This is a genomic window from Massilia sp. KIM, assembly GCF_002007115.1.
In the GTDB taxonomy this organism is placed as follows: Bacteria; Pseudomonadota; Gammaproteobacteria; order Burkholderiales; family Burkholderiaceae_D; genus Telluria.
Window position 1 is genome coordinate 2,627,797 of sequence record NZ_MVAD01000001.1, and the last position, 20,257, is coordinate 2,648,053.

Here is a 20,257-nt window from a genome sequence, read left to right on the forward strand (position 1 = left end):
CGCATGACGCCACTCGCCCAACTCATGTACAACATCGCCGGCAGCGCCAAGCTGCCGCTCTACCAGCAGCTCCAGCGCGCGCTGCGCCAGGCGATCGACGAAGGCGCCCTGGGTCCGGCCGCCGCCCTGCCGGCCGAGCGCCAGCTGGCCCAGGAGCTGGGCATTTCGCGCATCACGGTCAGGAAGGCCATCGACGGCCTGGTGGAGGAAGGGCTGCTGGTGCGCCGTCCGGGTTCCGGCAACTTCATCAACACCCGCATCGAGAAGAACTTCGCCAAGCTCAGTTCCTTTTCAGAAGACATGCGCTCGCGCGGCAAGACCCCGCGCAGCGAGTGGCTCAAGCGCACCGAGGGCCTGGTGACGCCCGAGGAAGCGCTGCGCCTGCGGCTGTCGCCCGGGACCCGGGTCTACCGCTTCCACCGCATCCGCTACGCCGACGATCTGCCGATGTGCCTCGAATACGCGACCATCGCGGCGGCCGCCCTGCCCTCGCTGGAGGCGGTGGGGGAATCGATGTACGAGGCGCTGGAGGCGGCCGGGAACCGGCCGGTCAGGGCCTTGCAGCGCCTGTCGGCGCTGCTGCTGAACGCGGAGCAGGCCAGGCTGCTGCAGGCCAGCCAGGGGGATGCGGGATTGTGCGTGGAGAGACTGGGCTTCCTGCGCGATGGGCGGGCGGTGGAGTTTTGCCGGTCTTACTTCAGGGGGGATATGTATGACTTTGTGGCGGAGTTGAATGCGGGGTGATGGGGGGCGTTCGTGGTGCGCGGCTAAACTTGGGTCCCCGCCTTCGCGGGGACGACGTTGGTTGGAGCTGATAGAAAGATGTGGGCAGCGACTTCGGACGGCGCCAACTTCGGACACGTGCTACAGCACGTCGTCCCCGCGAAGGCGGGGACCCAAGTTGCATGCAGACCCGTAGCCCGCCTCACACCGCCGTTAAACCGCCATCCACCACCAGTTCATGCCCGTTGACGTACGACGCCTGATCCGAACACAACCACAACGCCGCATTCGCGATCTCCGCCGCCTCGGCGACGCGCCCGACCGGGGTCGCCGACTTGATCTTCTTCTCGATGCCCGGATCGCGCTCGATCGCGCGGGCCAGCATCGGCGTCTTGACCGCCGCCGGGCACAGGGCGTTGACGCGGATGCCGCTGCGCGCGTATTCCGCCGCCGCGCTCTTGGTCAAACCGACCACCGCATGTTTGCTGGCGCCATAGATGGCGCGGTTGGGCGAAGCCACCAGGGCCGACACCGAGGCCATGTTGACGATCGCTCCGCCGCCCTGCTTGAGCATCTGGCGCAGCTGGTGCTTCATGCACAGCCACACGCCCTTGACGTTGACGCCCATGATGCGGTCGAACTGCTCGTCCTCGCCCTCGGCCAGCGGCTGGCCTTCCTCGTCGATCGCGGCATTGTTCACCGCGTAGTCCAGGCGGCCGTAGTAGTTGATGGTCTTCTCGACCAGCGCTTCCACGTCCGCGGCGCGCGCCACGTTACTCTGTACGAACAAGGCCTTGCCGCCCGACTCGACGATCATCGCCGCCGTCGCATGGCCACCCTCGATCGAGGTGTCCGCCACGACGACGCAGGCGCCGGCCCGGCCGAAGGCCAGCGCGACCGCCCGCCCGATGCCGCTCGCGGCCCCGGTGACGAGAACGACCTTGCCCGAAAACGAGATCCCCGCTTCCGGCTGCTGCTTGCTGATGCCCTTCATGATACTCCCAGGATGAAACTGCGCAACGTATGCTGCCAAAGGGAAACATTTTAACGCACGCGGTTTCGCCTGTCACAAATGGCCGGGTTTTCCCGGCCGGTTGTTGCAAACCTGTCTCTACGGGGCGCGGGGCGGCGGCGCCTGGCCCGCCTTGCTCTGGTCCCCGGCGATGAAGACCGACAGCTTGGCCGGATCGATGGCCTTGCGGAAGGCCGCGTTCAGCTGGGGCAAGCTGACCGCCATCAGCTTGCGCTCGAACTCGGCCGACCAGTCGAAGGTCCGGTCGCGGTAGAGGTAGGAGGTCCAGCCGGCCGCCAGCGCGCCATCGTTGGCCCGGGTCTGGATGCGCTGCTGCATCAGGCCGGACTTGGCCCCGGCCAGCTCGGCCGCCGTGAAGCCCTCCTTCACCGCCCGCGCCAGCTCGGCGCGCACGGCGGCGTCGAGTTTGGCCAGGTTCTGGGGCGCGGCGATGGCGCTGATGGTGAAGGCGCCGGCGCGGTCCAGGTCGCCCGCCGCCAGGTCGGAACCGCCGCCGTAGGACAGGCCTTCGCGCTGGCGGATGCGGTCCATCAGGCGCGACTTCAGCCCGCCCTCGCCGAAGATGTAATTGGCCAGCATCAGCGCCGGGTAGTCCGGGTCCTCGATGTTCAGGTCCAGGTTCATGCGCGCCACGTAGAAGCCGTTTTCCTTGTCCGGGGTGTTCAGGGTGCGCGCCACCGGCGCCACCTCGGCATGGCGGCGCACCACCGGCGCCACGTTGGCGGGCGCCTTCCAGTCGCCGAACAATTCCTTCACCAGGGGCGCGATTTCCTTGGGATCGAAGTCGCCCACGATCGCCATCTCGGCAGGATGCGTATTGTGGAACTCGCGGTGGAAGGCCTTCAGCTGGTCCAGGCGCGCGGCCTTGATATCCTCGATGTCCTCGTCCAGCGTGTTCTCGTGGCGCACGTCGCCGCGCGGATACTGGTCGAAGTGGCTGGCCAGGGCGCGCGCGGCCACCGTCTCCGGCTCGCCGCGGCTGGCTTCCAGGCCCACCAGCGACTGGCGGCGCAACTGCTCGAACTCGTTCTCGGGGAAGGCCGGCTCCTTGAGCACGTGGGCCACCAGCCGCAAGGCCTCGGCCAGGTTGGCGCGCGTGGTCTGGAAGTGGTTCGGGCTGCCCGTGATCTTGAGCTTGTCGAAGGCGTCCGCGAGCTGGGCGCGGCTATAGCGGGTGGTGCCGCGCATCAGCATCGCGGACGTGAGCGCGGGCACCGCGCCCTTGCCGTACAGGTTCTTCTCGTCGCCGAAGTGGCGGCGCAGGTCCACGGTCACGGTCTCGCCCCGGTTCTTCTTGGGCAGCAGCGCCAGCTTCACGCCGCCGGCGCTGGTGAGCTGGGTGCGCTTCATGATGTTCTGCTGGCTGGGCTCGAAGTCTTCCGACACCAGCGAGGACGCGGCCGGCTTGAAATCCTTCAGCAACTGGTCGACCGGCGGCGCGGGCGGAATCATGGCGCGTTGCGGCGCATCCTCCGGGATGAAGCTGCCGGTGATGCGGTTACTGCGCAGGAAATAGCGTTTGGATGCGGCGGCCACCTGTTGGGCGTCGACCTTGCGGATGCGGTCGCGGCTCAGGAAGTACAGGCGCCAGTCGCCCAGCGCGATCACCTCGGACAGGGCCACGCCCACCGCCTGCGGGTCGTTCAGGCTGCGCTCGAAGGTGTTGAGGTAGGTGCGGCGCACCCGCTCCATCTCCTCCTCGCTCGGCGGCCTGGCGCCGAACTCCTCGACCGCCTGGGTCAGGGCCTCGCGCACCGGCTCGAGTGGCTCGCCCTTCTTGACCACGGCGCCGAAGAACTGCAGGCCGGGCGCATAGCCGGTCTGGCCGAAGCTGAACACCTGGCTGGCCTTGCCGCTTTCGACCAGCAGCTTGTGCAGGCGGCCATTGGGCACGTCGCCCAGGATCTCGTTGGCGAAGCCGATGGCCTCGCTGTCCGCGTGCAGGTCCGAAGGAATCTTGTAGCCCACGGCGACGATCTGCACGTCGCCGTGGCGGCGCACGGCGAAGCTGCGTTCGCCGTCCTGGGTCGGCTCGACGGTCCAGAATGCGGGCAGCGTGCGCCTGGGCTTGGGGATCGCGCCGAACAGGCGGTTGATGCTGGCCAGGGTGGAGTCCGGATCGAACTTGCCGGCCACCAGCAGCACCGCGTTGTCGGGCTGGTAGTAGGTTTTATAGAAGGCGCGCAGGTTGGCGATCTTGACGTTCTCGATGTCGCTGCGGTTGCCTATGGTGGCGCGGCCATAGGCATGCCAGTCGTAGGCGATGCTCTGCATGCGCTTGAACAGCACGGCGCCGGGCGAGTTCTCGCCGCTCTCGTACTCGTTGCGCACCACGGTCATCTCCGAGGCCAGGTCCTTCTCGGCGATGAAGGAGTTGACCATGCGGTCGGCTTCCATCTGCAAGGCCCAGTCGAGGTTCGCCTTCGAGGCCTGGAACACCTCGTAGTAATTGGTGCGGTCGAGCGAGGTGGTGCCGTTGAACTGCATGCCGCGCTCGGAGAACTGGCGGGTGATGTCGCGGTTGTTCTTCGCGCCCTTGAACAGCAGGTGTTCGAGCAGGTGGGCCATGCCGGTCTCGCCGTAGTTCTCGTGGCGCGAGCCGACCAGGTAGGTGACGTTGACCGTGACCGTGGGGCGCGAGGCGTCGGGAAAGAGCAGGACCTTGAGGCCGTTGGCCAGCCGGTATTCGGTGATGCCTTCGACCGAGGGGCCGAGGGTGACGCCCTTGGGCAAGGGGGCGCTCCAGGCGGCGCCGCTGATGACGAAGGCGGCGACGCCCAGCCAGACTTGCGCGGCCGGGCCGCGTTTCATACTCATCCAATCCATGGGATCCCTTCACTGGTGCGGCGGGCGTGGGGGCGGGCCGCCGATCATCGGGATGGTAGCAGAGGATGGGGGTGTCGCGGGCTTGCGGTGCGCGCGTGGACGCGCGGCCCCGCCTGGGAGGCGCCTTGGACTGCTTATTGACGGACGCGTTTTTCGTGGGCCTGCTGCCAGCCGCTGATGCGCGACAGTTCGCCCATTTCCTCGGCCAGGAATTCGAGCAGGTCGTCGGCGCTGACGATGCCGCTCAGGTTGCCGCTGGCGTCGACCACCGGCAGGCGGCGCACGCCGTGCAGGCGCATGCGTTCGATGGTCTCGTAGACGTCGTCGGTATCGCCCGCCACCAGCAGTTCTTCGCTCATGATGTCGCCCACCTGCAGGCTGGCCGGGTCGAGCCCGGGCGCGATGACCGACACCACGATGTCGCGGTCGGTGATGATGCCGACCGGGGCGCTGCCCGCCCCGTCCGAATCGATCACGACCAGGTCGCCGACATGGTACTTGCGCATGAGCAGGGCCGCGCCCTGCACGGTCTCCTCGCGCGTGCAGTAGACGGTGTGGACGGTGCAGATGTCGCCGATGTGCATGGTGTCCTCGCGGATTGCTATCCAATCACGCTAGGCCGAAACAAAACTGGCGCTTTGATATGTATCAAAGCGCCAGTTTGGAATCGGGCAAGTGCGGATCAGGCCGCGCTGGGTTTCTTTTCGCCAGGCAGGGGCACGAAGCAGGCGTCGACCACTTGCAGGTCATTGTCCTTGGCGAAGCTGTTCACGAAGTGGTAGGCCATCGGTTCGACCTGCTGCAGCTTGTGGCTCACCACCACCGCCTTGGTGCCGTTGACCACGGTGGGGTGCACGTAAGGCGAAAACTTCAGGTGCGCATCCAGGCCCGAGGAACCCGGGCAGAAGCAGGACATGACGCCGCACAGGCGCTCCGCCCAGTCGCTCGGGCGAAATTGCCTGCCTTTGTTCGTGATGCCCAGGATGAAGAACTCGCCTGCTTGTTCCTGATCCGTGGTGTGCGCTAACTCGGCCATAGTGCTGCTTGCTCAAACAGAAAGTACTGCGTGGATGAGAACAACCTCAGCTCAGTATTATATCTTATAGAAGACTTGGGGACGAGGCCCGCTGCGCCACAGTTTCAGCCGAGCCAGACGACGCTCGAGGTGAGCAGCAGCAGGATCATCCATAATATCAGGGCGCGCCACACCAGGCCTACCGTGCTTTGGAGGGCCCGGATGTTCGGCTCCTCGCCCGGCAGGACATCGGCCTCGCTGTCGCTCAGGTCCACGGTGGCGGCATCGGCCGGCAGCAGCTGGGGCGCGTTCTCGAGCGGCGAGCCGAGGCGCACGCCCATGGCGCCGCCGCCCGCGGCCAGGATGATGCCCTTGGCTTCGTCGGCCCAGCGGCCGGCGAAATTGCGCCAGGCATAGATGGCGTCCTCGAAGTTGCCGACCACGGCGAAGGCGATCGCGGTCAGGCGCACCGGAATCCAGTCGATCCAGTAGAAGGCCTTGGCCGCGAACTGGCCGAAGGCTTCGTTGCGCATGTGGTCCGGCTCGTTCCAGGCACGCGCCAGGTATTCGGACACGCGGTACATCACGGCGCCCGCCGGCCCCAGCGGCATCAGGAACCAGAAGAACACGCCGAACACGTTGCGGTGGGTGGTGATCAAGGCCTTCTCCACCGCCACCCGTGTAATTTCGCTACTGTCCATGCCCACGGTGTCGATCCGGGCCCACTCGGCCAGCAGGGTGCGCGCGGTGGCCTCGTCGCCGTTGTTCAGGGCCAGCTGGATATTGGTGAAGTAATGGCTGTAGTGGCGGAAACCGAGGGTCAGGTAGACGATCAGGACGTTCCAGGCGAAGGCCAGGAACACCAGGTTGTAGCGCATGCAGGCCCAGTACACCAGCCAGGTCGGCAGCATCAGGGCCGCCATCATCAGGAACCAGCCCATGCGGCCATTGCGCTGCTCGCCCGCGTTGAACCAGCTCTCGATGCGCATGGCGAAGGCCTTGACGCCAGCGTAGACCTGGTTGTCGGCGCGCAGCGGTTTCAGCTGCTCGATCAGCAGCGCGCACAGGATGGAGAAAAATGTCATTCAGGAAACCCTTTTTTGTTATTGCATTACAACTGCCCGCTACATTAACGGAGAAGGCGGCTGGAATCAAATCCGGGGTTCCGCGCGCCGGCTCAGGCGCGCAGGTAATGGAACAGGTTGCGCAGCATGGCGGCGGTCGCGCCCCAGATGAAATACTGCTCGTAGGGCATGGCGTAGAAGCTGCGGCGCACGCCTTCCGGCAGGTCGAGGGTGCGGCGCTGGTGGTGCATGCCGTCCATCAGCCAGGCCAGCGGTACCTCGAACACCTCGGCCACCTCGCCGGGGTCGGCCTGCAGGTCCACCGGCGGCTCGACCAGGGCCACCACTGGGGTCACGCGGAAGGCGCTGATGGTGAGGTGCTCGGGCAGCACGCCGATGATCTCGACGTGGCGGCGGTGCAGTCCGATCTCTTCCTCGGCCTCGCGCAGCGCGGTCTCGATCAGGGAGGAGTCGCCCTCCTCCGCCCCGCCGCCCGGGAAGCTGATCTGGCCGGCGTGGCTGGACAGGTGCTCGGTGCGGCGCGTCAGCAGCACGGTCACGCCCTCGGGGCGCATCACCAGCGGCACCAGCACGGCGGCGCGGCGCAGGCTCTGGCCGCGCAGGGACAGCGATTCTTCGGAGACTTCCGGGTCCCAGGGCAAAGTTTGCGCGAAACGGGCGCGCAAGGCCTCGGGCGTCAGGCGCGCGGCCGGGACCGCGGCCTCACCGGCATGGCCGGCCACGGGCATCTGGGTGGGGTCGAATACGAGCTTGACCAATTGGGCTTCCTTTATGTCCAGCATCCGTCGCGGGGACGGCGGCGTCCGTTATCGATTTCACATCGGAGGCCGAAAAAGAAAAAGGCATCCTCGCGGATGCCTTTTTCAGAACACAGTCGCTATTACTCGGCGGCAGTGGTTGCGGCGCGGCGGTTCGGCAGCTTTTCTTTGATACGTGCCGATTTGCCCGAACGCTCACGCAGGTAGTACAGCTTCGCACGACGCACGTCACCGCGGCGCTTCACTTCGATCGAAGCGATCAGCGGCGAGTACAGCTGGAACGTACGCTCCACGCCTTCGCCCGACGAGATCTTGCGAACGATGAAGTTCGAGTTCAGGCCACGGTTACGACGCGAGATGACCACGCCTTCGTAAGCCTGGGCGCGCTTGCGGTTGCCTTCGACGACGTTGACGCTGACGACAACGGTGTCGCCCGGTGCGAAATCAGGGATATTGCGGCCGAGGCGCGCAATTTCTTCTTGCTCGAGTTGCTGGATCAGATCCATGTTTTACACTCCAAAAACCATCGTGCTGGCGCTGTACGATTGCCCAGTAGAGGATGGGGTTGAACATACGGGCAACATGCCCGTCGTTACATGCACACAAGGTACATTCTTACTCGGCGGCCTGGTCCAGGCTCGCCAGAAACTGCTCGTCGGCCTTGGTCAGCCGGCCGGCGCCGCGCGCCTGCTCGATCAACTCGGGCCGTTTCCTCGCGGTCGCCTCCAGCATGCGCTGGCGGCGCCACTTCATGATCTCGGCGTGGTTGCCGCCCATCAGCACGGGCGGCACCGGCGCGCCTTCGTAGACTTCCGGCCGGGTGTAGTGCGGCGAATCCAGCAGGCCGTTGACGAAGCTGTCCTCGACCGCCGAGGCATCGTCGCCCAGCACGCCCGGCAATTGCCGCACCACGGCATCCATCAGAGCCATGGCCGGCAGTTCCCCGCCCGACAGCACGAAGTCGCCGAGAGAAATTTCCTCGTCAACGCAGCGGTCCAGCAGGCGCTGGTCCACCGCTTCGTAGCGGCCGCACAGGATCACCAGACCGGGCTCGTCCTTCAGCGCCATCACGCGTTCATGGCTCAAGGGCTTGCCTTGCGGCGACATGAACACCACGCGCGGCGCCGGCAGGCCCAGGTCGAGCTGCCTTTGCTTGGCCGCATTGATCGCGGCTTCGAGCGGCTTGGCCAGCATCACCATTCCGGGGCCGCCGCCATAGGGGCGGTCATCCACGGTGCGGTGGCGGTCCTGCGTGAAATCGCGCGGATTCCAGATCGTCAGGGCCCAGCGCTGCTGCTCGATGGCGCGGCGGGTCACCCCCGACTGCGTCAATGCGGCGAACATCTCTGGGAACAAGCTCACGACGTCAAACTGCATCGGGATCTCGCTCCGGTTGGAAGGGGTTAATAATCCAGACCCCAATCCAGGGTAATCAGCTTGCCCTCGAGGTCGACGGTCATGACGTACTGGTCCACGAAAGGCACGAGGCGTTCGGTTGGCTTGTCTTGCGTCTTGCCGGCGTCGGCCGGCGTGATGCGCAGGATCGATTGCGCGCCGTTATGCATCATATCGCTCACCTTGCCCAGGGCTTCGCCCTGCAGGTTCACGACATCCATGCCGATCAGGTCGGTCCAGTAATACTCGTCCTCGTCGAGCGCGGGGAAGTCCTTGCGCGACACCTGCACCGTGGCGCCCTTGAGCGCCTCGGCTTCGTCGCGGTCGCGCAGGCCGACCAGGGTGGCGACCACGTCGCCACTGTGATACTTCGCGTTGCGCACGGCGACCGCGCGCAGGCCCGGTTTATCGAGCCACCAGGTCTTGACGTTCAACAGCGCATCGGCGTCGTCGGAATGCGGGGTGATGCGAATGCCACCCGCGAGTCCGTACGCGCCGGACACATAGCCAACCTGGATCAGGTCGTCAGGGATGTCCATCCCGGATGCTGCCGAATCGGTCAAACCTCTACAACCCTGCTTGAATTAAGCAGCTGCTTTCTGGGTAGCGACCAGGCGAGCGACTGCCGGCGACAGTTGTGCGCCAACGCCTTGCCAGTGAGCCAGACGGTCAGCAGCGACGCGCAGGCCGACTTCGGCGCCCGAAGCCATCGGGTTGTAGAAACCGATGCGCTCGATGAAACGACCATCGCGACGGTTGCGCGAGTCGGTTGCAACGATGTTGTAGAACGGGCGCTTTTTAGCGCCACCACGAGCCAAACGAATAACGACCATAATAATTCCGAAAAAGTGAGCTGGACGGAGAAAGTCGACGATTATAGCGCGCGACGGCTTCCCCCAGCAAGTGTTAACAACAACCCGGCGCGCAGTCCCGGCCGAATCAAACATTATCGCCGATTTTTCGCCCTGCCGCCACCGGCGGGGTTGTTTCCCGGTAAAAACGTGCCATTCCCGCCAATTTGGACCATACTCTTGGCTTCCTGAACATTTGGCAACTTTTCCCATGGCTGTCGCGCACAAGAACAAGACCCTGACCGTATTGCTGGCCCTGGTGGCGGGCGGCTTCGGCCTGCACCGCTTCTACCTGAAGGGAGGGACCGACCGGCTGGGCTTGCTGCACCTGTGTGCCCTGCCCCTGACCGGGCTGCTGTACGGGGCGGTGAAGCCCCACCCCTTCTATGTCCTGATGCCCTTGCTGGTGTCGTATATCGCCGCCTACATCGAAGCCCTGGTGCTGGGTCTGACGCCGGACGAGAAATGGGATGGGGCGCACAACCAGGGCAGCGGGCGCGCTTCGCGCTCGAACTGGGTGCTGCCCCTGCTGCTGGTGCTGGCGGCGGCGATGGGGGCAATACTGCTGATCGGGACCATCGCGCGCCTGTTCGACCTGCTGTACACGGGCGGGGCCTACGGCTGAACCCGAACGGGGCCCCGCCCCTGCGTGAGGCCGGCGCCGGACCGGACGCCGGCCGGACCGCTAGTAATGCGCCTCGTCGTACTCCTTGTCGTGACCCTTGTCGTGGTCCTTGTCGTGGTCCCTGTCGTGACCCTTGTCATGGTCCTTGCCGTGGTCGTCGCCGTGGTGCTTGCCCAGCTTCTTGGCGGCCTCGACCAGGTCATCCTGCAATTGATCGAGCTTGCGCGCCGCGACGCCAAGACGCTCCAGGGCTTCCTTGACGAAGGCTTTGTACTCGTACAATTCCTTCTTGTACTTCCAGGCGGCCTTCTTCCACTCCTCGCGCTCCTTCCTGTAATCGTCGCGCTCCTTGCGGTACTCGTCCCGCTCCTTCTTGTACTCGGCGCGCTCCTTCTTGCACTTGCAGTAGTCGCGCTCCTTGTCGTCGTCGTGACCGTGGTCGCCATGGTCGTGGTCGTGGCCGCAGTCGTGATGATCGTGGCCATTGTCGTCGTAGTTCTCGATACCCATGATGTTCTCCTCGTCGAGCCGCTGGAATTGGAGGCCGCGCGGCTCATGCACGGCTTACGAACAAGTTAGTTCCATCTGGATGAGCGAGCTTTGCGACAAACTAAATATCGCAGCACATGGTTTTATGCAAATTTCCTTCCAAAAAATCGTGTAAACGAGAAATATCGTGCAAAAAAAAAATCCCCGGCGCCGGCGAATGCCGGGGCCGGGGACGCCGTGCGGGTTCAGCCGTTTAGAATTGATCCACCTCCAGCGCCAGCACACCCGGCGCGCCTTCGACGATCGCGTCGCGCAGGCTGCCGGCCTGGCTCAGCACATGGTCGCCAAAGAAACGGGCGGTCGCGATCTTGGCCTTGAAGAAGGCGGCGTCGCCCTCCCCGGCCTGCAGCTTCTGCTGGGCCACCAGCGCGGCGCGGCCCAGTTGCCAGCCGCCCAGCACGATGCCGGCCAGCTTCAGGTAGAGCACGCTGCCCGCGAACACCGCGCGCACGTCCGACTTGGCGTTGGCGACCACATAGTCCACCACCTGGTCCAGCGCATCCGCGCCAGCGCTCAAGCGGCGACCGATCGCCGCCAGGTCGCCCTGCACCTCGGCCAGCTGGGCCGCCGTCGCGCGCACCTGGGCGCTCAAGCCCTTGGCCACGGCGCCGCCGTCGCGCACGGTCTTGCGGCCCACCAGGTCGTTGGCCTGGATCGCCGTCGTGCCTTCGTAGATGGTCAGGATCTTGGCGTCGCGGTAGTGCTGGGCCGCGCCGGTCTCCTCGATGAAGCCCATGCCGCCGTGCACCTGCACGCCGTCGCGCGCCACGTTCTCGCTCATCTCGGTCGACCAGCCCTTGATCACCGGGACCAGGTATTCATACACGGCCAGGTTGGCCTTGCGGGTCGCTTCGTCGGGATGATGGTGGGCCAGGTCCGACAGGCCCGCGCCCACATAGGCCAGCGCGCGCGCGGCCTCGGTCTGGGCGCGCATCGACATCAGCATGCGGCGCACGTCCGGGTGGTTGATGATGGCCACCGGACCGGGCGAGCCGGCCACTTCGCGCGACTGGATGCGGTCCTTGGCGAAGGCCACGGCCTGCTGGTAGGCGCGCTCGGCCAGGCCGACGCCCTGCATGCCGACGCCGAAGCGGGCCGCGTTCATCATGATGAACATATATTCCAGGCCGCGGTTCTCCTCGCCCACCAGGGTGCCGATGGCGCCGCCGTGGTCGCCGAACTGCAGCACCGCGGTGGGGCTGGCCTTGATGCCCAGCTTGTGTTCGATCGAGACGCAGTGCACGTCGTTGCGCTCGCCCAGCGAGCCGTCTTCCTTGACCAGGAACTTGGGCACGATGAACAGCGAGATGCCCTTCACGCCGGCGGGCGCATCCGGGGTGCGCGCCAGCACCAGGTGGATGATGTTCTCCGCCATGTCGTGCTCACCGTAGGTGATGAAGATCTTGGTGCCGAAGATCTTGAAAGTGCCGTCGCCCTGGGGCTCGGCGCGGGTGCGCACGGCAGCCAGGTCGGAGCCGGCCTGGGGTTCGGTCAGGTTCATGGTGCCGGTCCACTTGCCGCTGATGAGGGGCTCGAGGAACAGCGCCTTCTGGGCGCTTGACCCGGCGGTGAGCAGGGCCTCGATGGCGCCGTCGGTCAGGAGCGGCGCCAGCGCGAAGGACAGGTTGGCGCCGTGCAGCATCTCCATGCACGGAGTGGCCACCAGCTTGGGCAGGCCCTGGCCGCCGAATTCGGCCGGGTGCTGCACGCCCTGCCAGCCGGCGTCGGCGAAGGCGCGGAAGGCCTCGCGGAAGCCCTTCGAGGTGGTGACGCTGCCGTCCTTCCAGAAGCTGGGCTCCTTGTCGCCGGCATGGTTCAGCGGGGCCACGACTTCGCCGCAGAACTTGGCGCTTTCCTCGAGCACGGCGCTCACGGTGTCGGGGGTCGCGTCCTCGCAGCCGGGCAGCTGGTTGATCTCGGCCAGGTTGGCCAGTTCGTTGAGCACGAACTCCATGTCTTTCAGCGGGGCTTGATAGCTCACCTTGGTCTCCTGATGTAAAGCTTGAATGTATAAAGCACTGCTTGCCCGACGGCGCGCGGCGATACCGCTAACGTCCGCCATAAGCGAGAACGCCGTTCCGGCGCAGGCCGGAACCCAGGTGTGCGGGCGCCGCCAGCGGCGTCAGGCGCTATCGGACCGCATCCAACTTGGGTTCCGGCCTGCGCCGGAACGACGTGCTTGTGCTGCTGGTGCGGGAGGCATTGCATTTCGCCCCTCCCGCTCCGGGTATCAGCCCAGTTCCTTGACCAGTGCCGGGACGACTTCGAACAGGTCGCCCACCAGGCCGTAGTCGGCCACCGAGAAGATCGGGGCTTCCGGGTCTTTGTTGATGGCGACGATGGTCTTGGAGTCCTTCATGCCGGCCAGGTGCTGGATCGCGCCCGAGATGCCGACCGCGATGTACAGGGTCGGGGCGACGATCTTGCCGGTCTGGCCGACCTGCCAGTCGTTCGGCACGAAGCCCGCGTCCACCGCGGCGCGCGAAGCGCCCATGGCGGCGCCCAGCTTGTCGGCCAGCGGCTCGAGGATCTTGAAGTTCTCGGCCGAGCCGATGCCGCGGCCGCCCGAGACGATGATCTTGGCGGCGGTCAGTTCCGGACGGTCCGACTTGGCCAGTTCGCGGCCCACGAAGGAGGACTTGCCCGAATCGGCCACCGGCGCCAGCTGCTCGACGGCTGCCGAGCCGCCCGTGGCGGCCGAGTCGAAGGCGGTGCCGCGCACGGTGATGACCTTAATCTTGTCGCTCGACTGCACGGTGGCGATGGCATTGCCGGCGTAGATCGGGCGCTCGAAGGTGTCGGGCGCGTCGACCTTGGTGATTTCCGAGATCTGGGCCACGTCCAGCTTGGCGGCCACGCGCGGCAGGATGTTCTTGCCGAAGGCGGTGGCCGGAGCCAGGATGTGCGAGTAGTTGCCGGCGATGGCCAGGGCCTGCTCGGCGACGTTCTCGGCCAGGCCGTCGGCGAAGTGCGGCGCGTCGGCGACCAGCACCTTGGCGACGCCCGCGATCTGGGCGGCGGCTTCGGCGGCGGCGCCGCAGTTCGAGCCGGCGACCAGGATGTGGACTTCGCCGCCGCACTGGGCGGCCGCGGTCACGGTGTGGTGGGTGGCGCCCTTCAGGGAGCCGTTGTCGTGTTCAGCAATAACGAGTGCGACCATGATGATTCCTATGTGTGAGTTCGGCGCGGGCCGCGATCAGATGACTTTGGCTTCGGTACGCAGCTTTTGCACCAGCGTCGCCACGTCCGGCACCTTGACGCCGGCCGAGCGCTTGGCCGGCTCGGTCACTTTCAGGGTCTTCAGGCGCGGGCTCACGTCGACGCCCAGGTCTTCCGGCTTGATGGTCTCGAGCGGTTTCTTCTTCGCCTTCATGATGTTCGGCAGGGTCACGTAGCGCGGCTCGTTCAGGCGCAGGTCGGTGGTGACGATGGCCGGCAGGCTCAGGGCCACGGTTTCCAGGCCGCCGTCCACTTCGCGGGTCACGGTGACCTTGCCGTCTTCCAGCACCACCTTCGAGGCGAAGGTCGCCTGCGGCCAGCCCAGCAGGGCAGCCAGCATCTGGCCGGTCTGGTTGGAGTCGTCGTCGATCGCCTGCTTGCCCAGGATGATCAGCTGCGGCTGTTCCTTGTCCGCCAGCGCCTTCATGATCTTGGCCACGGCCAGCGGCTCGGTCTCGACATTGGTCTCGACCAGGATGCCGCGGTCGGCGCCGATGGCCATGCCGGTACGCAGGGTTTCCTGGCACTGGGCCACGCCGACCGACACCGCCACCACCTCGGTGACCTTGCCGGCTTCCTTCAGGCGCGTGGCTTCTTCCATCGCGATCTCGTCGAACGGGTTCATCGACATTTTGACGTTGGCGATATCCACGCCGCTGCCGTCGGATTTGACGCGGACCTTGACGTTGTAGTCGACCACGCGTTTGACGGGTACCAGGACTTTCATAGGGTGCCTTTAGAAAATGGGAATGGGTGACAGACTAAAATGGCCTAGATTATAAGAGAAATTCAGGCTACGGTCGAAATTAAAGCACGATCGTGCGTTTTTTTGTTAGAGGTTTTCGACTAAAACAAGCTGGACATCAAAAAGGGAGATTCGACGGGGCCCCGGGCGGCTGCCCTGCCCCGTCACATGACATTGCGCGGGAAAGCGCGCAACTTATTTGCGGCGCATCAGAAAGGTGAATTCACCGTTCTCCACGCTGTGGTGCAGCAGCGCGTTGCCGGTCTGTTTGGCGAAGGCCTGGAAATCGCGCACGGAACCGGTATCGGTCGCGACGATGCGCAGCACCTCGCCGCTTTCCATCTCGGCAAGCGCCTTCTTCGCTTTGAGGATGGGCAGGGGACAGTTCAGCCCGCGCGCATCCAGGTCTCTCTGGAATTCCATGGTGTCGAAAGTGATGTCGCTCATCGCATACCTGCTCAGTTAAACGTGCGTCTGGTTCGCATACTACTCCAATTCGCGCAGTATGACGCAGCGCACCAAAATAGTCACACATTGTTGCAAGAGTGCAACCGAATGTGAAATGCCACAGTGCATTTGCGTCCGCATCCGACACGCTTGTTACTACTTTTGCACAGCGATGGTGCATTTCACCCTGTAAATATGGTGCATTCTGGCCCGCTGCAAGACTCCTGGCAAAGCCTAAGAATACGTAGGCGGGACGTCAATGGACGCATTGACTACGCATGCGGTGCGGCCCTGCGCCTTCCGCTCTCCCAAAATAAAAACGCCGCCCGGAGGCGGCGTGTTCATGCGCTGCGCGAGCCGGTCAGGCGCGCTCGCCCACCCAGCCGGCCACGCCAGCCAGTGCCTGCGGCAGGGCCGACGGATCGGTGCCGCCCGCCTGCGCCATGTCCGGACGGCCGCCGCCCTTGCCGCCCACCTGCTGGGCGACGAAGTTCACCAGCTCGCCGGCCTTGACCTTGCCGGTCGCGTCCTTGGTCACGCCCGCGATCAGGCTGACCTTGCCGTCCGCCACGCTGGCCAGCACGATGGCCGCGGTCTTGAGCTTGTCCTTCAGCTTGTCCATGGTCTCGCGCAGGCTGGCCACGTCGGCGCCGTCCATGGTCGCGGCCAGCACCTTGATGCCGTTCACGTCGATGGCCTTGCCGGCCAGCTCGTCGCCCTGGCCCGCGGCCAGCTTCGACTTGAGCGCGGCCACTTCCTTCTCCAGCGCCTTGACCTGGTCCTGGACCTGGCCGATGCGGCTCGGCAGTTCCTCCGGGCTGGTCTTGAGTGCGCCCGCGGCTTCGTTCAGCTTGCGGGTGATGGCCTGCACCAGCGCCAGCGCGCCCTCGCCCGTCACCGCCTCGACGCGGCGGATGCCGGCCGCCACGCCGCCTTCCGAGACGATCTTGAACAGGCCGATGTCGCCGGTGCGGGTGACGTGCACGCCGCCGCACAGTTCCTTCGACGAGCCGATGTCCAGCACGCGCACGGTGTCGCCGTACTTCTCGCCGAACAGGGCCATCGCGCCGTGCTTGACGGCGTCGTCGAAGCTCATGTGCTGGGCCTGGGTGGCGTGGTTCTCGAGGATCTCGCGGTTGACGATGGCCTCGACCTTCGCGATTTCCTCGGCGGTGAGGGGCGCCGGGTGGCTGAAGTCGAAGCGGGTCTTGTCCGGATCCACCAGCGAGCCTTTCTGCTGCACGTGGCTGCCCAGCACTTCGCGCAGGGCCTTGTGCATCAGGTGGGTCGCCGAGTGGTTGCGGATGGTGCGCGCACGCTTGACGGTGTCGACCTGGGCGTCCACGGTGTCGCCCACCTTGAGCGCGCCCTGGCGCAGCACGCCGTGGTGGCCGAACACGTCGGCCTGGATCTTGAGGGTGTCCTGCACCTCGAACAGGCCGCCGGGGGCGCGGATCTCGCCCTGGTCGCCCACCTGGCCGCCCGACTCGGCGTAGAACGGGGTGGTGTCCAGCACCACGATGCCCGGCTGGCCGGCCCGCAGTTCCTGGACCGAGACGCCGTCGGCGTACAGGGCCAGCACGTGGGTGTTGTGGGTCAGCGACTCGTAGCCGACGAACTTGGTCTTCTCGCCCGCGTACTCGACGTTGGCGGCCATCTTGAACTTGCCGGCCGCGCGCGCGGTCTGCTTCTGCTGTTCCATGGCGGCGGTGAAGCCCGCTTCGTCCAGGGTCACGCCGCGCTCGCGGCAGATGTCGGCGGTGAGGTCGAGCGGGAATCCGTAGGTGTCGTACAGGGTGAAGGCGGTGGCGCCGTCCAGGTTCTTCGGGTCCTTGGCCAGCTGGGCTTCCAGGATCTTCATGCCGTTTTCGAGGGTCTCGCCGAAGCGCTCTTCCTCGGCCTTGAGCACCTGCATCACGCGCTCCTTGGCCTCGCGCAGCTCCGGATAGGCTTCGCCCATCTCGAGGTCGAGGTCGGCCACCAGCTTGTGGAAGAAGGGCTTGGTCTGGCCCAGCTTGTGGCCGTGGCGCAGGGCGCGGCGGATGATGCGGCGCAGGACGTAGCCGTGGCCTTCGCTGCTCGGGATGATGCCGTCGACGATCAGGAAGGAGGCGGCGCGGATGTGGTCCGCGATCACCTTCAGCGAATTGTTCGACAGGTCGGCGGCGCCGGTCTCGCGCGCGGCGGCCTTGATCAGGTTCTGGAACAGGTCGATCTCGTAGTTGCTGTGCACGTGCTGCAGCACGGCGGCCAGGCGCTCCATGCCCATGCCGGTGTCGATCGAGGGCTTGGGCAGCGGGGTCAGGACGCCGGCTTCATCGCGGTTGAACTGCATGAACACCAGGTTCCAGATCTCGATGAAGCGGTCGCCGTCTTCCTCGGGCGAGCCCGGAGGACCGCCCCAGATCTCGGGACCGTGGTCGTAGAAGATCTCGGTGCAGGGGCCGCAGGGGCCGGTGTCGGCCATCTGCCAGAAGTTGTCCGAGGCGTAGCGCGCGCCCTTGTTGTCGCCGATGCGGATGATGCGCTCCTTCGGCACGCCGATCTCGTTGGCCCAGATGTCGTAGGCCTCGTCGTCCTCGAAGTAGACGGTGACGGTCAGCTTCTCGGCCGGCAGCATGTACACGGTGGTCAACAGCTCCCAGGCGAACTGGATGGCGTCGCGCTTGAAGTAGTCGCCGAAGCTGAAGTTACCCAGCATCTCGAAGAAGGTGTGGTGACGCGCGGTGTAGCCGACGTTTTCCAGGTCGTTGTGCTTGCCGCCCGCGCGCACGCAGCGCTGCACGGTGGTGGCGCGCTTGTACGGACGGGTATCCAGGCCCAGGAAGACATCCTTGAACTGCACCATCCCGCTGTTGGTCAACAGCATGGTCGGGTCGTTGCCCGGCACCAGCGGGCTGGAGCGGACGATGGTGTGGCCTTTGGACTCAAAGAACTTGAGAAACTTTGCGCGGATTTCGGAGGATTTCATGTCGTAGGGGCGGAAAGGGGCAGCGTTCTGTATAAAGGAACGATTATAGCGTAGCTGCTTGTTGGAATAGCAGTCTGGTGGAGAATGCGTTGGGGGGATGCTTGCGGGGGCGACTACGGTAGGGAACTTGGGTTCCGGCCTGCGCCGGAACGACGGGTTGTTGTTGTCAGCTATTCATGCTGTGGCGCCGCCTTCGTAGTCCGCGGCCAGAGCACGTCGTTCCGGCGCAGGCCGGAACCCAAGTTTGCATGAGCAGCGCCAACCCCACCCAGTGCCGCAGCGCGTGAAGAGCGCGCCCTCAGCGCAACAAGGACAACACCGCCCGCGGCTGGCTGTTCGCCTGCGCCAGCATCGCCGACGCCGCCTGCTGTAGGATCTGCGCCCGGGTCAGGCCGGCCGTCACGCTGGCGTAGTCGGTGTTGGCGATCCGGTCCTGGGCCGCGGCCAGGTTCACCGAATCGCGCTGCAGGCCGTTGGCCATCATGTCGATCCGGTTGCTGTAGGCCCCCACCGCCACCCGCTGCTGGTTGACGAAGGCGAGCGCCTCGTCGATGTGCAGCAGGGCCACCGCCGGATCCTGCATGTTCAGGTCGGCCAGCCCCAGCGCCGCCGCGCTCATGCCGGCGAAATGCAGGTCGATCGTGTCCCCGGCGCGCTCGCCCACCTGGATCTGCACCCGCCGCATGGCCGTGCTGCCGCCCTGCTCCGGATAGATGACCTGGAAGCCCGCCAGTCCGTCCTCGGCGTTGTTGGTCCCGTCGTCCGCCACCACCGCGCGCGCATTGCGCGCCGGCCCGCCGTCGGCGTCCAGGCCGCCGATCGCGCCGGTGTCGGCGTTGGTCAGGTTCATCTTGGTGGTGATGAAGTTGGCGCCGTTCGTCCCGAACTCGGTCATGAAGGCGCCGGCGTCGGCCCACACGCCGTTGCTGACCGTGTTCAGGGCCTGGTTCAGGTTGGCCGACTGGTTCTGGTTCAGGAACTGCATCACGCCCTTGATCCCGCCGTCCACGCCCATCTCCTTCAGGCGAGAGTGCAGGTAGCGTGCGGCCGCGTAGGAGCCTTCGTAGCTGAAGGTGCCTCCCGCGGTGGCCGCCACCAGCGCCGCCGCGCCGCCGCCCACGGCCCCGGCCAGGCGCTCGTCGGCGCCCTGGATCAGCTCGGCCGTGCCTTCGATGAACCATTGCGGCAGGCTCTGGAAGTTCATGGTGCGCGACATGATGGCGTGCGCCATCTCGTGGGCGATGATGCGGTCGCTGTACAGCGGCGCGCTGCCGCCGTCCTGGGTGGCGCCGGTGCCGAAGTCCGCCATGTCGATGTTCAGGTGGATGTTGGTGAACTTGCCGCCGGAATAGACGCCCGAGACCGAGGCCAGGTTGTTGAAGGCGCCGTCGGTGCCCTCGAGGTTGACGGTCATGGTGGCGCCGTCGGCCTCCAGGCCGTAATACTTCTTGACCATGTCCTCGGCCGCCGCCAGCCAGCCTGTCTTGAGGCCGTCCAGCACCTTGCGCTTGCGCTCGTCGCCGCCGATGCTGCCCGCCTCCTGCGAGAACACGGCCTGGCCGTTGAAACTGGTCTGCTGGCCGATCTGGGTGATGTTGCCGAGCAGTTCACGGGTCTCTTCCTGCAGGGCGGCGCGGTCGCCTTCCGAATAGCTGCCGTTGCCGGCCGCCACCGCCAGCGAGCGCAGGCGCTGCAGGGTGTCGCCGATGCTCGCCATCGCGCCGTCCGCGACCTGCAGCATGGAGCCGGCGTCGCTGATGTTGCGCAGCGCCTGGCTGGCGCCGTTCAGGCCCGCCGTCATGCGCGTGGAAATCGCCAACCCTGCCGCATCGTCCGCCGCGCCGCCGATGCGCATGCCGGTGGCCAGCGCGCCCAGCAGCCTGGCCCGCGATTCCTCGTGGGTCTGCAGATTGCGCTGGGCGAAGCTCGCCAGCGTATTGTTGAGAATCGACAGTGACATTGCTTGCCGGGTTGACAGACGGTTATCTGTCTTTATCGACAAGCCGGAAAAATAC

19 protein-coding genes are annotated in these 20,257 nt (G+C 65.7%); 2 read left to right on the forward strand and 17 right to left on the reverse strand.

The annotated features are described in order from the left end of the window. Positions 1-3 precede the first annotated feature (3 nt). Complete coding sequence (locus B0920_RS11425) at positions 4-744, forward strand: GntR family transcriptional regulator (protein WP_078033387.1); 741 nt, start codon at positions 4-6, stop codon at positions 742-744. 181 nt (positions 745-925) lie between these two features. Here B0920_RS11425 and B0920_RS11430 read toward each other — a convergent pair whose 3' ends face one another. The 10 genes from B0920_RS11430 to rpsP all read right to left on the reverse strand — a co-directional run bounded on the left by B0920_RS11430 (position 926) and on the right by rpsP (position 9,668). After that, entirely contained in the window at positions 926-1,717 is a 792-nt protein-coding gene (locus B0920_RS11430; protein ID WP_078032612.1) for an SDR family oxidoreductase, read from the reverse strand. Positions 1,718-1,834: 117 nt separating this feature from the next. Then, a complete protein-coding gene (locus B0920_RS11435; RefSeq protein ID WP_078032613.1) occupies positions 1,835-4,573 on the reverse strand; it encodes a pitrilysin family protein in 2,739 nt (912 codons plus the stop codon). 143 nt (positions 4,574-4,716) lie between these two features. Then, on the reverse strand, positions 4,717-5,166 hold the full coding sequence (locus tag B0920_RS11440) for a CBS domain-containing protein (protein WP_078032614.1): 450 nt from the start codon (positions 5,164-5,166) through the stop codon (positions 4,717-4,719). Between the two features lie 98 nt (positions 5,167-5,264). Next, complete coding sequence (locus tag B0920_RS11445; RefSeq protein ID WP_078032615.1) at positions 5,265-5,618, reverse strand: DUF3579 domain-containing protein; 354 nt, start codon at positions 5,616-5,618, stop codon at positions 5,265-5,267. 104 nt (positions 5,619-5,722) lie between these two features. After that, complete coding sequence (locus B0920_RS11450) at positions 5,723-6,682, reverse strand: CobD/CbiB family protein (RefSeq protein ID WP_078032616.1); 960 nt, start codon at positions 6,680-6,682, stop codon at positions 5,723-5,725. Positions 6,683-6,774: 92 nt separating this feature from the next. Further along, on the reverse strand, positions 6,775-7,440 hold the full coding sequence (locus B0920_RS11455) for a CoA pyrophosphatase (RefSeq protein WP_078032617.1): 666 nt from the start codon (positions 7,438-7,440) through the stop codon (positions 6,775-6,777). Between the two features lie 122 nt (positions 7,441-7,562). Beyond that, positions 7,563-7,946 carry a 50S ribosomal protein L19 gene (gene rplS, locus B0920_RS11460; protein ID WP_078032618.1) on the reverse strand — a complete coding sequence of 128 codons (384 nt, stop codon included), beginning with the start codon at positions 7,944-7,946 and terminating at the stop codon, positions 7,563-7,565. 109 nt (positions 7,947-8,055) lie between these two features. Next, positions 8,056-8,817: a tRNA (guanosine(37)-N1)-methyltransferase TrmD gene (gene trmD / locus B0920_RS11465; protein ID WP_078032619.1), complete on the reverse strand. Its 762-nt coding sequence runs from the start codon at positions 8,815-8,817 to the stop codon at positions 8,056-8,058. 26 nt (positions 8,818-8,843) lie between these two features. After that, complete coding sequence (rimM, locus tag B0920_RS11470; RefSeq protein WP_179119142.1) at positions 8,844-9,374, reverse strand: ribosome maturation factor RimM; 531 nt, start codon at positions 9,372-9,374, stop codon at positions 8,844-8,846. Between the two features lie 45 nt (positions 9,375-9,419). Then, positions 9,420-9,668 (reverse strand): 30S ribosomal protein S16, encoded by a 249-nt coding sequence (rpsP, locus tag B0920_RS11475; RefSeq protein WP_078032621.1) that lies wholly within the window; start codon positions 9,666-9,668, stop codon positions 9,420-9,422. Between the two features lie 229 nt (positions 9,669-9,897). Here rpsP and B0920_RS11480 point away from each other — a divergent pair, with 229 nt between their 5' ends. Beyond that, positions 9,898-10,311 (forward strand): TM2 domain-containing protein, encoded by a 414-nt coding sequence (locus B0920_RS11480; RefSeq protein WP_078032622.1) that lies wholly within the window; start codon positions 9,898-9,900, stop codon positions 10,309-10,311. A 60-nt stretch (positions 10,312-10,371) separates the two neighbouring features. On the opposite strand, the gene B0920_RS11485 is transcribed toward B0920_RS11480, so the two are convergent. The 7 genes from B0920_RS11485 to B0920_RS11515 all read right to left on the reverse strand — a co-directional run bounded on the left by B0920_RS11485 (position 10,372) and on the right by B0920_RS11515 (position 20,202). Further along, positions 10,372-10,821 carry a hypothetical protein gene (locus tag B0920_RS11485; RefSeq protein ID WP_143745712.1) on the reverse strand — a complete coding sequence of 150 codons (450 nt, stop codon included), beginning with the start codon at positions 10,819-10,821 and terminating at the stop codon, positions 10,372-10,374. 232 nt (positions 10,822-11,053) lie between these two features. Then, complete coding sequence (locus B0920_RS11490; protein ID WP_078032624.1) at positions 11,054-12,841, reverse strand: acyl-CoA dehydrogenase; 1,788 nt, start codon at positions 12,839-12,841, stop codon at positions 11,054-11,056. A 249-nt stretch (positions 12,842-13,090) separates the two neighbouring features. After that, the gene (locus B0920_RS11495; RefSeq protein WP_078032625.1) at positions 13,091-14,020 is read right to left on the reverse strand and encodes an electron transfer flavoprotein subunit alpha/FixB family protein; all 930 of its coding nucleotides are present in this window, start codon (positions 14,018-14,020) and stop codon (positions 13,091-13,093) included. Between the two features lie 36 nt (positions 14,021-14,056). Beyond that, positions 14,057-14,806, reverse strand: a complete 750-nt coding sequence (locus tag B0920_RS11500; protein ID WP_078032626.1) for an electron transfer flavoprotein subunit beta/FixA family protein — start codon at positions 14,804-14,806, stop codon at positions 14,057-14,059. A gap of 213 nt (positions 14,807-15,019) precedes the next feature. Then, positions 15,020-15,247 carry a sulfurtransferase TusA family protein gene (locus B0920_RS11505; protein WP_078033388.1) on the reverse strand — a complete coding sequence of 76 codons (228 nt, stop codon included), beginning with the start codon at positions 15,245-15,247 and terminating at the stop codon, positions 15,020-15,022. A 385-nt stretch (positions 15,248-15,632) separates the two neighbouring features. Next, the gene (gene alaS, locus B0920_RS11510) at positions 15,633-18,242 is read right to left on the reverse strand and encodes an alanine--tRNA ligase (protein ID WP_078032627.1); all 2,610 of its coding nucleotides are present in this window, start codon (positions 18,240-18,242) and stop codon (positions 15,633-15,635) included. Positions 18,243-18,540: 298 nt separating this feature from the next. Beyond that, on the reverse strand, positions 18,541-20,202 hold the full coding sequence (locus B0920_RS11515; protein ID WP_078032628.1) for a flagellinolysin: 1,662 nt from the start codon (positions 20,200-20,202) through the stop codon (positions 18,541-18,543). Positions 20,203-20,257 lie beyond the last annotated feature (55 nt).